Origin of the sequence: Pseudomonas sp. H3(2019) (assembly GCF_007713465.1) — a bacterium.
Lineage (GTDB): Bacteria > Pseudomonadota > Gammaproteobacteria > Pseudomonadales > Pseudomonadaceae > Aquipseudomonas.
Genome location: NZ_VMSG01000016.1, coordinates 80,936 through 94,363, shown reverse-complemented (window position 1 = coordinate 94,363; position 13,428 = coordinate 80,936). Strand labels below are relative to the sequence as shown.

Genomic DNA, 13,428 nt, shown 5'->3' with positions numbered 1-13,428 from the left:
CGCCGCCGAAAAGTTGATAAACAGGGTAGCTATACTCAAGTACATCGCATTCCCCCGGAGTCTCACCATGCTCAAAGCAGTCATCGTCCTGATGCTGATTGCCACGGTTGTCAGCCTGTTCAGCGGCCTGTTTTTTCTGGTCAAGGACGACAGCAGCTCAAAACGCCTGGTCACCGCCCTGAGTGTTCGGGTCGGCCTGGCTGCCCTCACCGTCGGCTTGATTGCCTGGGGATTCTTCAGCGGCCAGCTGGTGTCCAGCGCGCCCTGGTAAGTGCCGCCTCAAAGCACGTAAACGAAGACAAACAGGCCAATCCACACCACATCGACGAAGTGCCAATACCAACTGGCCGCCTCGAAGCCGAACTGGTGATCGCCATCGAAATGCCCACGCATGATCCGCATCAGCATCACGAACAGGATGATCGTGCCGATGGTCACGTGAGCGCCGTGGAAACCGGTCAGCATGAAGAAGGTCGCGCCATACACGCCTGAGCCCAGGGTCAGTCCCAGCTCGTGATAGGCGTGGATGTATTCCTTGGCCTGGAAGCTGAGGAACGCACAGCCCAGCAGTACCGTCAGCGCCAGCCAGAGCTTCAGTGCGCCGCGATGGCCCTTTTTCAAGGCATGGTGGGCGATGGTCACCGTGACGCTGGAGCTCACCAGCAACACCGTGTTCAGCAGCGGCAAACCCCAGGGACTAATGACTTCCTTGGGCGGCGGGAAGAGTGTCGGGTCAGGGGTGTGCAGCAGCGGCCAGGCAAACTGGAAGTTCGGCCAGAGCATGTGCGCGATGCCCTTGCCGCCCTCACCACCGAGCCACGGCCCGGACAGGTTGCGCACGTAGAACAGCGCACCGAAGAAGGCGATGAAGAACATTACCTCGGAGAAAATGAACCAGCTCATGCCCCAACGAAACGAGCGATCGAGCTGCGAGCTATACAACCCCGCGCGGCTTTCCTTGATCACCGTGCCGAACCAGCCGAACAGCATGTAGGCCAGCAACAGACCGCCAACGAAGAAGATCAGCGGGCCGTGGGATTCCGGGCGCGCTGCCTTGAGGTCGTTGAACCAGGTCGCCAGGCCAAACACGGTGACGAACATGCCGAGCGTGGCAATGATCGGCCATTTGCTCTGGGCGGGAACGTAATAATGCTCATGACTTGCCATTTATTGTTCTCCTTATCGGGCACGCTTGAACGCCTCAAGGACCGGCATTGGTGTTGGCCACGACCGGTGGATGACGTGCGGTGATATCGAACAGCGTGTAAGCCAGCGTCAGGTGCTTCACATCCTTGGAAATCTCACGGTCAACGATGAAACGTACGGGCATTTCGATTCGTTCGCCGGGTTGCAGCACCTGCTGGGTGAAGCAGAAGCACTCGGTCTTGTGGAAATACACCGCTGAGTCGCCCGGAGAAATGCTTGGTATCGCCTGCGCGCTCATCGGGTGATCGGTCGGGTTGCGGGCAACGAAGATCATCTCGTTCACCGCCCCCGGATTGATCACCATGTCGTCGGCCTTGGGATAAAACTCCCAGACCATGTCCACGGCGTTGGTCGACAGAAACTGCACGCGAATTTGCCGCGACGTGTCGACCACTTGCTCGCCTTCGTACTGCCCGGCGGTTTTGCCGTTGATGCCGAATGCCTTGCACATCACGTCGTAAATCGGCACAAGTGCAAACCCGAAGACAAACATGCTGGCCACCACCAACAGCAGCCGGGTGACCAGCTTTTTCATGGAAATAGAGTCAGCCATGGGCGTGGGCCTCAGCGGCTATAACGTTCATTTCACTTCCGGTGGCGTGACGAAGGTGTGGTACGGCGCCGGCGACGGCACGCTCCACTCCAGGCCTTCCGCTCCTTCCCAAGGTTTCGCCGGGGCCGCCGGGCCGCCGCGAATGGTCTTGATTACGATGAACAGGAAGAAGATCTGGGTTGCCCCGAAGGTGAATGCGCCAATCGACGACACCATGTTGAAGTCGGCGAATTGCAGGTTGTAGTCCGGAATCCGCCGCGGCATGCCCGCCAACCCGACGAAGTGCATCGGGAAGAAGGCCATGTTCATGCCGATGAACGACAGCCAGAAGTGCAGCTTGCCGAGGGTTTCGTCGTACATGTGGCCGGTCCATTTCGGCATCCAGTAGTAGGCCGAAGCGAAGATCCCGAAGATCGCCCCCGGCACCAGCACGTAGTGGAAGTGCGCGACCACAAAGTAAGTGTCCTGGTACTGGAAGTCCGCCGGGGCGATGGCCAGCATCAACCCGGAGAACCCGCCAATCGAGAACAGAATCACGAATGCCACGGCAAACAGCATCGGTGTCTCGAAGGTCAGCGAGCCCTGCCACATGGTGCTGACCCAGTTGAACACCTTGACCCCGGTGGGCACCGCGATCAGCAGTGTCGCGTACATGAAGAACAGCTCGCCCACCAGCGGGATGCCGACCACGAACATGTGGTGCGCCCAGACGATGAACGACAGGAAGGCAATACTCGCCGTGGCGTAGACCATCGAGGTGTAGCCAAACAGTGGCTTGCGAGCGAAGGTCGGAATGATCGAGCTGACGGCACCGAACGCCGGCAGGATCATGATGTACACCTCGGGGTGGCCGAAGAACCAGAACACGTGCTGGAACAGCACCGGATCACCGCCACCGGCAGCGCTGAAGAAGCTGGTGCCGAAGTGGATGTCCATCAGCATCATGGTCACGCAACCCGCCAGCACCGGCATCACCGCGATCAACAGGAACGCGGTGATCAGCCAGGTCCAGACGAACAGCGGCATTTTCATCAGGGTCATGCCCGGGGCACGCAGGTTGAGGATGGTGGCGATCACGTTAATCGCGCCCATGATCGAGCTGATACCCATCAAGTGGATGGCAAAGATGAAGAAGGTCACGCTTTCCGGGGCGTAGGTCGTCGATAGCGGGGCGTAGAAGGTCCAGCCGAAGTTCGGCCCACCGCCCGGCATGAACAGCGTCGACACCAGCAGCAGGAACGCTGCCGGCAACAGCCAGAAGCTGAAGTTGTTCATCCGCGGCAGGGCCATGTCCGGCGCGCCGATCATCAGCGGGATCATCCAGTTGGCGAGGCCGACAAACGCCGGCATCACCGCACCGAAGACCATCACCAGGCCGTGCATGGTGGTCATCTGATTGAAGAACGCCGGTTCGACGATCTGCAACCCAGGCTGGAACAACTCGGCGCGAATCACCATGGCGAACGAACCGCCGAGCAGGAACATCATGAAGCTGAACCACAGGTACAGTGTACCGATGTCTTTATGGTTGGTGGTCAGCACCCAGCGCATCAGGCCCTTGGCCGGACCGTGGACGTGGTTGTCGACGATTGCGTGACCGTGGTCATCGTTCACAGCATTCATGGTCTGTCTCCTGCAAACGGCTGGGCTGGGCGGCTCGGGGCGCTTAGCCCCAAGCGTTCAAGGGAACACGCAATAGACCGGGTCATTTGCTTGCCGCCTGTTTGAGGGCCAGTACGTCTTTAGGGGTAACCATGTCGCCTTTGTTGTTGCCCCAGGCATTGCGTTCGTAGGTCACGACGGCCGCGATATCGACTTCCGACAGCTGCTTGCCGAACGCCGCCATGGCGGTGCCGGGTTTGCCGAAGAACACACGATGCAGATGGTCTTCTATTGGCCCGGTCGCAATGGGCGAACCTTTGAGTGCCGGGAACAGCGGCGGCATACCCTGGCCTTCTGGCTGGTGACAGGCAGCACAGGTGGTGTGATAAATCTTGTCGCCGCGTTCCTTCAGCTCGTCGAGGGTCCACTCTTTACTGGTCAGCTCCTTGAGCTTGGCGGCGTCGGCTTTGCGCTCAGTCAGCCAGGTGTCGTAGTCGGCCTGGGTTTTGACGTCGACCACAATCGGCATGAAGCCATGGTCCTTGCCGCACAGTTCGGCGCACTGGCCACGGTAGATGCCGGGCTTGTCGACGCGGGTCCAGGCTTCGTTGACGAACCCTGGAATCGCATCGCGCTTGACCGCAAACGCCGGCACCCACCACGAGTGGATGACGTCGGCAGAGGTCACCAGAAAGCGCACCTTGGCACCGATCGGCAGCACCAGCGGCTGATCGACTTCCAACAGGTAATTTTCGCCTTTGGCAGTTTTGTTGTGGATTTGCTCTTGCGGTGTGGCCAGGTTGCTGAAGAACTCGACGTCCTGACCCAGGTATTTGTAGTGCCACTTCCACTGATAACCGGTGATCTGGATATCGATATCCGGCTCACTGGTGTCGTACATCTTGATCAGGGTCGCGGTCGCCGGAACGGCCATGGCCACCAGAATGATGAAAGGCACCACGGTCCAGAGGATCTCGACCGTCGTACTTTCATGGAACTTGGCGGCCACCTGCCCGGTGGAGCGCCGATGCACCATCATCGACCAGAACATGGCGCCGAAAACGATGATGCCGATCACCACACAGATCCAGAAAATGGTCATGTGCAGGTCGAATACTGCGTGACTGACTTCAGTCGCTCCAGGCGCCATATTCACAGTCCAGGCCGCTTGCGCCTGACCGAAAATCGACCACAACAGGAGGCCCATCCAGACATGTGGATGTCGCATCATTGCGGGTTCCCCTTATCGTTCTTGTTATCCCGCCGGCTAACACCGACGGCAAGGGAGCGGCTTTTTCAGACTACGAACTTGAATCGCCGGGCCTTGCTGCCTACGCAGTCGGGCGTCATCAGCTAACTCCATTCAGATCCGAGTATAGACAGCGAGGACGACCCCGCAACGCGATGGCGTAAATGAGCTGAAACACCTGACACTTGCGTCGCAGGCCACGGATGGAGAAGGATGTGAGATCGGTGATGGCAAATCGATATAACGCAGTGGCATCAAAGGTGAAATAATTATGACAAATACGTCTTAGCCACTTTTATAAGCAGGCTAACTTATGTCTTCCCCTATTTCCTTGCCTTCGTTTCCTGGAGTTTTCATGAACACCGCCGCATTGCGCGAGCAGATTCAACGTGCACAACAACATGAAGCCGAAACCGGTCAGCTGACCCGTCAGCTGGAAGTCCAATTGCCGCACCTGCATTCATCCATTCAATTGCCAGACATCGACGCCAAGGGCGTGATGACCCGTTTTGTCACTGCTTATATAGAACAAGTGCCGGACTTGCTCGACGCTGCCAACGACGTAGCGCGCGAAGCGGGGATCGAGTCGCAGATCAAACCGGTGCTGACAATCGCCGAGCAGTTCTTCCTCCAGCCTCCGGCGATCATGGCCGGTCACGAAGGCCTGGATGGTCTGCTGGACGAAGCCTACCTGGCACATCGCCTGGTAGAAGAGGTTAACGACCTCTACATCAAACATTTCGGCCAGCCACTGATCCCATTGGACATGACTGTCGCCAACCTGATTGCCCACCAACTGATCGGCGAAGACTTCGCCAATCAACTGGACGAGGCTGTGCATCACGCCGTTGATGAGATGCTGAACGAAGAAAGCTTTGCGCTGGAGTCCGTCGAAGCCTACCGGGAAAAACTCAACAGCCCGGACACCGGCGCTGCCTGGAAGCGCTGGCCATGCCTGTCGCGCCAGCTGGGCGTAGGCCTGGAACTGGATCAGCCTGCGGCTTGATCTAACGGTAAAAACCGAACACCTGTGGGAGCGGGCTTACCCGCTCCCACACTGTTATCTATCCGGCGGAACCCATTCCTACGGTCGTCCGCAATCGCCCCTCCAACCTTCGCTTCAACCCGCGCGCCTCAATCAGCAGTTTCGAGCCTTTGCTGGCATTGGCCCGTCCCCATTCCTCAAGCAATTCCAGGCATGAGTGGTCGATATAACTCAGGTTATTCAGCGGCACATGCACCGTCGCGCCCGCCGGAATAGCCCCCAGCACCCGGGTCAACGCCGGCACCTTGAGAAAGGTCGCAGCCCCCATCAATCGCAACTCCATTTCGCCCTCTGCCGGAAGGTCGATCAGGCTGATTTTCAGCCGCGAAGCCTTCCAGGCCAGCTTCGCCAGGGTCAAGCCAAAACCGACCAGCACTCCGGTCAGCAAGTCGCTGAAGATAATCGCCAGCGCGGTCACCGCATAGGTAATCATCGGCATCCGGCCGTACCGTCCCAGTCCGCGAAACGCCTTCAAATCCACCAGTTTCACCCCGGTATACACCAGCACGCCCGCCAGGCTGGCGACCGGAATGCTTTGCAGCACGCTGGACAGCAGCAACACAAATGCCAGCAGCCAGACACCGTGGAAAATCGCCGACAACCGCGTCTTGGCGCCGGCCTGTACGTTGGCTGAACTGCGCACGATCACGCCCGTCATCGGCAGCGCACCGACCAGACCGCAGAGCATGTTGCCGATGCCTTGGGCGGACAGTTCGCGGTCGAAATCCGAACGCTCGCCGCTGTGCATGCGATCGACCGCGGCGGCCGAGAGCAGAGTTTCGGCGCTGGCAATGAAAGCCACGGCGAACGCGGCGATCAGCAGGTTGGGGTCGGCCAGATTCAACAGGTCGGCCGGCCTCAGCCAGTCAATTGCCTCGGCGAGATTAGCCGGGACTTCGACCCGTTTGACGTTCAACGCCAGCGCCAGACTGGCAAGGGTCGCCAAACCAACGCCGAGCAAGGCGCCGGGAATAAAGCGCAGTGCTTGTGGACGAAACTTCTCCCACACACCCATCACCAGAATCGTCGACAGCCCGAGCAACCCGGCCTGCCAACCCAACCCGCCACCCAGCGTCGGCAAGGCTTGGGCAACGGCCGCCGGAAACCCGCTGAGGTTGTCCAGGCCTGAGGGTTTAGGAACTCCGTCAAGCATCACATGCACCTGCGACAGCACGATCAGTACCCCAATGCCCGCCAGCATGCCGTAAACCACCGCCGGCGCCGTCACGCGGAACCAGCAGCCCAGGCGCAAACGCCCGGCCACCAGTTGCAGAAACCCGGCCAGTAGCAGAATTGGCCCGAGCATCGCCACACCATGCTGGCGCACCAGTTCAAAGACCAATACCGCCAGTCCTGCGGCCGGACCGCTGACTTGCAGCGGCGAACCCGCCAGCCAACCGACCACCAGGCCACCGATAATCCCAGTGATCAGGCCCTTGGCCGGCGGCATGCCGGAAGCGATTGCAATGCCCATGCACAAGGGCAGGGCGACCAGAAACACCACCACCGAAGCCAGCAGCTCCCGTGGCAAAACAGCTTTCAATTGCGCAGCACGCATGAGCGTTCTCCTGAGATTCTTCAGGCGTGGCGAAGCCCGACCGCTTTTTCAGCAGTCCTGGCCAGACCAGACAAGGTGTTTAGGAGGATTTAGAAACGCGCTTTGGGCGTCGCCATCGGAATCGGATGACTCCCATCCAGTGGCAGGAAACAGCCCTGATCCGCGTCGTAGGCTTTGATATCGCTGGTTTCGATGCTGTAGACCCAGCCATGGATAAACAGCTGACCGTTGGCCATGCGCGAGGCCACGGAGGGGTGAGTGCGCAAATGCTGCAGCTGGGCGATGACGTTTTCTTCGGTCAGCACCTGCATGCTTTCGTTTTCGTCAGCGCAATGGCAGTTTTCCTGGACCATGGTTTTAGCCACTTCGGCGTGACGCAGCCAGGCTTTGACCGTGGGCATTTTTTCCAGGCTTTGCGGATTGAGTACCGCACGCATGGCGCCGCAATCGGAATGCCCACAAATGATGATGTGCTGCACGCCAAGAGCCAGCACTGCATATTCGATGGCCGTGGAAACCCCGCCGTTCATCTGGCCATAGGGCGGCACTACGTTGCCAACGTTGCGGGTGACAAACAGATCGCCAGGAGCGCTTTGGGTAATCAATTCGGGAACGATGCGAGAGTCCGCGCACGCAATGAACATCGCTCTGGGCCGCTGAGCCGTGGCGAGTTTCTTGAAGAGTTCTTCCTGTTGCGGGAAGACCTCGTGGTGGAAATGTAAAAAACCGTCAACGATATGCTGCAGCGCTGCATCGGCGCTTTCGGCCTCGGGCAGGGCGGAAGCCGACGCAGCCAACGGCTGTTTATCCTTGTCACTCATGATTCATCCTCTTTGACGGAGTAGGGAAATTTTCCCGATTTACCTGGGATAAAGCCAGCGACTGGTAAGGAAACATCCAGATCGCCGATCAGTGACCATCCAGTCACTCAATGAACAAGGTAACCACCGAAACTTAACTCAAACTGAATCAACCGCTCTAGAACGTACGTTCCAGGTTGAAAAAAACGTGACCAGAGTACCAACACCCAGCATTTTCCACTACTCAACCATAGGCCAATTGTTGCTAAAGCAACGACATTTGAGCACCGGGCGGACAAAAGGCTGTGCAGTCCAGGTTGAAGCCTTCACGTTGATTGAGCCCAAGACGTTTTATTGTTTTGGCGAAGCGTTGCGCCAACAGATCGGCGAACGGTCCTTCGCCGCGCATGCGAGCGCCAAAGCGGCTGTCATACAGTTCACCGCCGCGGCTTTGACGGATCAAGCTCAATACATGGGCTGCACGCTGCGGATAGTGGGCCGCCAGCCACTCCTCGAACAACGGTGCCACTTCCAGCGGCAGGCGCAGCATCATGTACGCCGCACTCTGCGCGCCGGCCGCATGAGCTTCGGTCAGCAGGCTTTCCAGTTCACTGTCGTTGATCATCGGGATCATCGGTGAACACAAAACGCCCACCGGAATCCCGGCCTCACGCATGACCCGAATCGCCCGCAACCGCGCCTTCGGGGCGGCCGTTCGCGGTTCAAGGATGCGCTTGAGTTCGTCGTCGAGGCTGGTCAGGCTGATCATCACCGCCACCAGCCGCTGTTCGGCAAGCTCACCGAGCAGATCCAGATCACGAAGAATCATCGAGCCCTTGGTAATGATCGTCACCGGATGCCGGTAACGCAGCAGCACCTGGAGAATTCGCCGGGTGATTTTGTGTTCGCGCTCGATCGGTTGATAGGGATCGGTGTTGGAGCCCAGGTTGATCGGCGCACACTGATAACCACGCTTGGAAAGCTGCTGCTCCAACACGTCGGCAGCGTTGCTTTTGGCGATCAGCTTCGTTTCGAAATCCAGCCCGGGCGACAGGTCCCAATAGGCATGACTGGGTCGTGCATAACAGTAAATGCAGCCGTGCTCGCAACCTCGATAGGGATTGATCGAGCGATCGAAGGGCAGGTCGGGCGAGTTGTTGCGGGTGATGATGGTTTTCGCCGTCTCGATACGCACCTCGGTGCCCTGGGTCAGCGGTGCTTCCTGGTACCAGCCATCGTCTTCGGCGACCGAACGGTTCGGTGCAAAGCGATTGTGCGGGTTGCTGGCGGTCCCGCGTCCGCGAGGTGGCAAGGGCGTGAACATTGGGAAAACCCTCATGACTGTATGCATGTACAGTATATGAAGATCCGGTGTGAGACCAGTGCCGTTCGGCAGCATCAGAGAAGGCGCCAAGTTAAATCGCTATCCGGTTTATATAACTACTTGTTAAATAATCAATAAGCGTAAGAACGAGAAACATATAACCATTGGTCATCCGATAAAAGTTACCCGTATTATCCTTGGCACACGCAATACCACACTGGGTAACCATTAAAAGGATTTAACAATGTCTTTCTTTAATCAACGCGGTATTTTTCTACAACTAATGAAACCTGGCCCTTCGGAACCCAACACTCTCGTCTCACTGCAACTTGCCCGTAAAGAACTGGGTTGGGACCCGGAAAACGGAGTTGAAACCGAAGCCCTGGTCGATTCGATTTTCATGACCGCAGTTTCCAGCGACGGCGGGCGCTCCTTCACTATCGGGACCCTGCGCAAAGATGTCGACGGTGATGGCGATATTGACGCCGATGACAAAGCCAAGCTGCTGGCGTTGGCCAAAGCTTATGCAAGTATTGTCAATCCATAATTGGACCTGATTCGACACTTGATAATACAGACAGAGATTCAGAAACTAACGCCTGCGAAAATAGTTTCGCAGGTGTTAGTTATCTCAACTAAAAACCATTAATCATATTTAATTAATCACCCAAAATCGTTCAACAATTTTTTACCGCCAAAGCTCACCCCATCCACCACTTCTGATCCGACAAACACCCAGTAAATGCCGTCCTCGTAAAAGTCGACGCGCCTTCAGGCTTAACGATTCTTTGACAAGCCCCTCACAGAGCTTTGACTGCTCAGGGTTCAGGCTGGGATTTAGTCACCCATTCCTTCATCCACGGCTCCCTGACCCATGTCGAAAAACCACCTCTTGCTCGCACTGTGCCTGTCGCTCATGGCGTTATTTGCGTTCGATCAGGTTCAAGCCGAGCAAACCCAATCCATCCGTCCCGGCGAATGGGCCCAGCCCGTCGAAGCGCAGTACGGCCTTTACCAGATGTCACCGACCCTCTATCGCAGCACACTTCCCGATCACGGAGCGCTGCCACTGCTGGAAAAACTCCAGATCACGACGGTGATCAATTTTCTGCCCGAGCCCGACACAAGTTGGTTATCGACCCCCGGCATCAACCTGGTGCAATTGCCATACAAGACCAGCCATGTCGATGACAGCGAGGTGCTCAGTGCATTGCGGGCCATTCAAACCGGTCAAAGCAAAGGCCCGGTGTTGATCCATTGCAAACGCGGATCGGATCGCACTGGCCTGATGGCTGCGATGTACCGCGTGGTGGTACAAGGCTGGAGCAAGGAAGACGCCCTCAACGAAATGACCCAGGGCGGTTTCGACGACAATACCCACTTCAAGAACGGCATTCGCTACATGATGAAGGCAGATATCGACAAACTGCGTACCGCACTGGCCAACGGCGATTGCAGTACCAGTGTGTTTGCGACCTGCTCGATGAAAAGCTGGTTGAAAACGGTCAATAGCGAAAAACCGAAGATCTGAGGGGCGCGCCCCAACCAGACCCTGCCCCAAACAGGCAAGGAGGGGGTCGTGAACATACAATCGAGGAGTGTGGCGTCAGTCGATAAATACCGCCCTTGAGCACTCAGGCTCAAAGGCGGATTTCAAAGCGCGGGATGATCAGGAATGATCGTCGGGCTTTTTCTTCAGCTTCGGATTGGGAAAGAACTGCACAGCCTGGACCTTGGCGTCCGGGACCTTCACCGCGGTGGTGTTGACCCGCGTACCCAATTCCTTGGGCACTGACAGACCTTGCTCGTTCAGCGTGTCGGAATAACCACAGGCCACGCATTCGCGGTGCGGCACCTCGTCTTCGCTCCACATCATCAACTTGTCCGGCTCGCTGCACGCCGGGCAGACTGCCCCGGCGATAAAGCGTTTCTTGGTTTTGCTCACTGGCGCGTCACTCATGCTGCCGCGTCCTCGTCGAGGCCGCTATGGCGCAAGAGTGCGTCAATCGACGGCGCACGTCCGCGGAAATCGACGAACAGCACCATCGGCTCCTGAGAGCCGCCGCGCGCCAGGATCGCCTCGCGGAATGCACGACCGGTGGCCGCATTGAGCACGCCGTCTTCCTCGAATTTCGAGAAGGCATCGGCCGACAGCACTTCAGCCCATTTGTAGCTGTAGTAACCCGCCGCGTAACCGCCAGCGAAGATATGCGCGAAGCTGTTAGGGAAACGGTTGTAGGCCGGCGGACACATTACCGAAACCTCGTCGCGCACGCCTTCAAGCACTTGCAGTACGCTGCGACCGTCGCCATGGGTAGCGTGCAGCTCGAAGTCGAACAGCGAGAATTCCAGCTGGCGAACCATCATCAGTCCGGACTGGAAGTTCTTCGCGGCGAGCATTTTTTGCAGCAGGTCCTGCGGCAGCGGCTCGCCGGTTTCGTAATGACCGGAGATCAACGCCAGGCCTTCGGGCTCCCAGCACCAGTTTTCCATGAACTGACTTGGCAGCTCGACCGCATCCCACGCCACGCCGTTGATCCCGGACACGCCAGAATATTCGACGCGGGTCAGCAGGTGATGCAGGCCGTGACCGAATTCGTGGAACAGCGTGGTGACCTCATCATGGGTCAGCAGGGCAGGTTTGCCGCTGTCGGCCGGGGTGAAGTTGCACACCAGGTTGGCTACAGGGCTTTGCAATACACCTTCAGCGGTGCGGCGACGGTCGCGGGCGCCGTCCATCCAGGCACCGCCGCGCTTGTTGGCACGGGCATACAGGTCGAAGAAGAAGCGCCCGACGTGCTCGCCGTTCTCCTTGATTTCAAACAGGCGAACGTCCGGGTGCCAGGTGTCGAAACCTTTCAGCTCGGCGATTTCGATGCCATACAGACGCTGAACGATGGCGAACAGACCGCTCAGGACTTTATCGATCGGGAAGTACGCACGCAGCGCTTCCTGGGCAACGCTGTAACGCTGTTCACGGAGTTTTTCGCCGTAGAAACCGCTGTCCCAGCTTTGCAGATCAGGGCAGCCCTGTTCGGCAGCATAGGCTTTGAGTTGCTCCAGATCCTGCGCGGCGAACGGTTTGCTGCGCTTGGCCAGATCGCGCAGGAAGCTCAGCACCTGATCGCTGGACTCGGCCATTTTGGTCGCCAGGCTCAGCTCCGAGAAACTGGCGAACCCCAGCAGCTTGGCCAGCTCCTGACGCAGGTCGAGGATCTCTTCCATCACTGGGCTGTTATCGTTCTGACCGGCGTTCGGGCCTTGGTCCGACGCACGGGTGCAGTAAGCGGCGTAGACTTCTTCGCGTAGCGCGCGGTCTTGGGCGTAGGTCATCACCGCGTAGTAGCTCGGGAATTCCAGGTTGATCAGCCAGCCTTGCAGATCTTTGGCTTGGGCCGCAGCAGCCATTTGCGCCTTGGCCGAATCGGTCAGGCCGGCGAGGGCGGCCTCATCGGTGATGTGTTTGGTCCAGGCCTGGGTGGCATCGAGCAATTGGTTGGAGAAATGGCTGCCCAGCTCGGACAACTTGCTCTGCACCTCGGCGTAACGCTTTTGCTCAGCCGCAGGCAGATCGATACCCGACAGACGGAAGTCACGCAGTGCGTGTTCAAGAATGGTTTTTTGCGCGACATCGAAACCGGCTGCTTCCGGGCTATTGACCAGCGCTTCATAGGCCTGGAACAGTTCGCGGTTCTGGCCCATTTCAGTAGCGTAGGCACTCAGCGCCGGCAGGCAGGACTCGTAAGCCTCACGCAGTTCGGCACTGTTGCACACCGCGTTCAGGTGACTGACCGGGCTCCAGGCTGCGCCCAGACGATCGTTCAGTTCGTCCATCGCCAGCACCAGACCCGCCCAGGTAGGCTGTTTGCCCTGGCTTTTGAGGATCTCGGCGATGGCGGCGCGGTTGTCCGCGAGGATCTGTTCGATGGCCGGTTGTACGTGCTCGGCGCGGATCGCCGAGAACGGCGGCAGGTCGTAGGACTGCAAAAGAGGATTGTTCACGCTCACGGTTGGCACCTTGGCTGGAAGAAACATGCGGCCATCTTAATTACAATCGACGCCAACCGCAGCTATCAACAACAGAGAGAGAG

The 13,428-nt window shown here is 58.1% G+C and carries 13 protein-coding genes; 4 read left to right on the top strand and 9 right to left on the bottom strand.

Going from position 1 to position 13,428, the window contains the following annotated elements:
- Positions 1-67: 67 nt before the first annotated feature.
- Positions 68-271 (top strand): twin transmembrane helix small protein, encoded by a 204-nt coding sequence (locus tag FPT12_RS17220; RefSeq protein ID WP_145017745.1) that lies wholly within the window; start codon positions 68-70, stop codon positions 269-271.
- A gap of 8 nt (positions 272-279) precedes the next feature.
- Here FPT12_RS17220 and FPT12_RS17215 read toward each other — a convergent pair whose 3' ends face one another.
- The 4 genes from FPT12_RS17215 to coxB all read right to left on the bottom strand — a co-directional run bounded on the left by FPT12_RS17215 (position 280) and on the right by coxB (position 4,592).
- Entirely contained in the window at positions 280-1,167 is an 888-nt protein-coding gene (locus tag FPT12_RS17215) for a cytochrome c oxidase subunit 3 (protein ID WP_145017743.1), read from the bottom strand.
- A gap of 34 nt (positions 1,168-1,201) precedes the next feature.
- On the bottom strand, positions 1,202-1,759 hold the full coding sequence (locus FPT12_RS17210) for a cytochrome c oxidase assembly protein (protein WP_145017741.1): 558 nt from the start codon (positions 1,757-1,759) through the stop codon (positions 1,202-1,204).
- 27 nt (positions 1,760-1,786) lie between these two features.
- Positions 1,787-3,382 carry a cytochrome c oxidase subunit I gene (gene ctaD / locus FPT12_RS17205; protein WP_019694463.1) on the bottom strand — a complete coding sequence of 532 codons (1,596 nt, stop codon included), beginning with the start codon at positions 3,380-3,382 and terminating at the stop codon, positions 1,787-1,789.
- Positions 3,383-3,464: 82 nt separating this feature from the next.
- On the bottom strand, positions 3,465-4,592 hold the full coding sequence (gene coxB, locus FPT12_RS17200; RefSeq protein WP_145017739.1) for a cytochrome c oxidase subunit II: 1,128 nt from the start codon (positions 4,590-4,592) through the stop codon (positions 3,465-3,467).
- Positions 4,593-4,965: 373 nt separating this feature from the next.
- Between coxB and FPT12_RS17195 the strand changes: the two genes are divergently transcribed.
- On the top strand, positions 4,966-5,616 hold the full coding sequence (locus FPT12_RS17195; RefSeq protein ID WP_054594928.1) for a hypothetical protein: 651 nt from the start codon (positions 4,966-4,968) through the stop codon (positions 5,614-5,616).
- A 58-nt stretch (positions 5,617-5,674) separates the two neighbouring features.
- On the opposite strand, the gene FPT12_RS17190 is transcribed toward FPT12_RS17195, so the two are convergent.
- The 3 genes from FPT12_RS17190 to FPT12_RS17180 form a co-directional block, all read right to left on the bottom strand.
- Positions 5,675-7,213, bottom strand: coding sequence for a SulP family inorganic anion transporter (locus tag FPT12_RS17190; RefSeq protein WP_145017737.1), 1,539 nt, complete (start codon positions 7,211-7,213; stop codon positions 5,675-5,677).
- Positions 7,214-7,302: 89 nt separating this feature from the next.
- Positions 7,303-8,034 (bottom strand): carbonic anhydrase, encoded by a 732-nt coding sequence (locus tag FPT12_RS17185; protein ID WP_145017735.1) that lies wholly within the window; start codon positions 8,032-8,034, stop codon positions 7,303-7,305.
- 244 nt (positions 8,035-8,278) lie between these two features.
- On the bottom strand, positions 8,279-9,337 hold the full coding sequence (locus tag FPT12_RS17180) for a PA0069 family radical SAM protein (protein WP_145017733.1): 1,059 nt from the start codon (positions 9,335-9,337) through the stop codon (positions 8,279-8,281).
- Positions 9,338-9,581: 244 nt separating this feature from the next.
- Here FPT12_RS17180 and FPT12_RS17175 point away from each other — a divergent pair, with 244 nt between their 5' ends.
- Together FPT12_RS17175 and FPT12_RS17170 are read left to right on the top strand one after the other, a co-directional pair.
- On the top strand, positions 9,582-9,884 hold the full coding sequence (locus FPT12_RS17175) for a hypothetical protein (RefSeq protein WP_145017731.1): 303 nt from the start codon (positions 9,582-9,584) through the stop codon (positions 9,882-9,884).
- A gap of 327 nt (positions 9,885-10,211) precedes the next feature.
- A complete protein-coding gene (locus FPT12_RS17170; protein WP_145017729.1) occupies positions 10,212-10,868 on the top strand; it encodes a dual specificity protein phosphatase family protein in 657 nt (218 codons plus the stop codon).
- Positions 10,869-11,006: 138 nt separating this feature from the next.
- On the opposite strand, the gene FPT12_RS17165 is transcribed toward FPT12_RS17170, so the two are convergent.
- Both FPT12_RS17165 and prlC read right to left on the bottom strand, forming a co-directional pair.
- Positions 11,007-11,297 (bottom strand): YheV family putative zinc ribbon protein, encoded by a 291-nt coding sequence (locus tag FPT12_RS17165; protein ID WP_145017727.1) that lies wholly within the window; start codon positions 11,295-11,297, stop codon positions 11,007-11,009.
- Positions 11,294-13,372 carry an oligopeptidase A gene (gene prlC, locus FPT12_RS17160; protein WP_178098786.1) on the bottom strand — a complete coding sequence of 693 codons (2,079 nt, stop codon included), beginning with the start codon at positions 13,370-13,372 and terminating at the stop codon, positions 11,294-11,296. Before prlC ends, FPT12_RS17165 begins: the two co-directional genes overlap by 4 nt.
- Positions 13,373-13,428 lie beyond the last annotated feature (56 nt).

Coding starts and splice junctions, on each gene's coding strand:
- FPT12_RS17220 (WP_145017745.1), top strand. CDS start 68: ATGCTCAAAGCAGTCATCGTCCTGATGCTGATTGCCACGGTTGTCAGC.
- FPT12_RS17215 (WP_145017743.1), bottom strand. CDS start 1,167: ATGGCAAGTCATGAGCATTATTACGTTCCCGCCCAGAGCAAATGGCCG.
- FPT12_RS17210 (WP_145017741.1), bottom strand. CDS start 1,759: ATGGCTGACTCTATTTCCATGAAAAAGCTGGTCACCCGGCTGCTGTTG.
- ctaD (WP_019694463.1), bottom strand. CDS start 3,382: ATGAATGCTGTGAACGATGACCACGGTCACGCAATCGTCGACAACCAC.
- coxB (WP_145017739.1), bottom strand. CDS start 4,592: ATGATGCGACATCCACATGTCTGGATGGGCCTCCTGTTGTGGTCGATT.
- FPT12_RS17195 (WP_054594928.1), top strand. CDS start 4,966: ATGAACACCGCCGCATTGCGCGAGCAGATTCAACGTGCACAACAACAT.
- FPT12_RS17190 (WP_145017737.1), bottom strand. CDS start 7,213: ATGCGTGCTGCGCAATTGAAAGCTGTTTTGCCACGGGAGCTGCTGGCT.
- FPT12_RS17185 (WP_145017735.1), bottom strand. CDS start 8,034: ATGAGTGACAAGGATAAACAGCCGTTGGCTGCGTCGGCTTCCGCCCTG.
- FPT12_RS17180 (WP_145017733.1), bottom strand. CDS start 9,337: ATGTTCACGCCCTTGCCACCTCGCGGACGCGGGACCGCCAGCAACCCG.
- FPT12_RS17175 (WP_145017731.1), top strand. CDS start 9,582: ATGTCTTTCTTTAATCAACGCGGTATTTTTCTACAACTAATGAAACCT.
- FPT12_RS17170 (WP_145017729.1), top strand. CDS start 10,212: ATGTCGAAAAACCACCTCTTGCTCGCACTGTGCCTGTCGCTCATGGCG.
- FPT12_RS17165 (WP_145017727.1), bottom strand. CDS start 11,297: ATGAGTGACGCGCCAGTGAGCAAAACCAAGAAACGCTTTATCGCCGGG.
- prlC (WP_178098786.1), bottom strand. CDS start 13,372: ATGTTTCTTCCAGCCAAGGTGCCAACCGTGAGCGTGAACAATCCTCTT.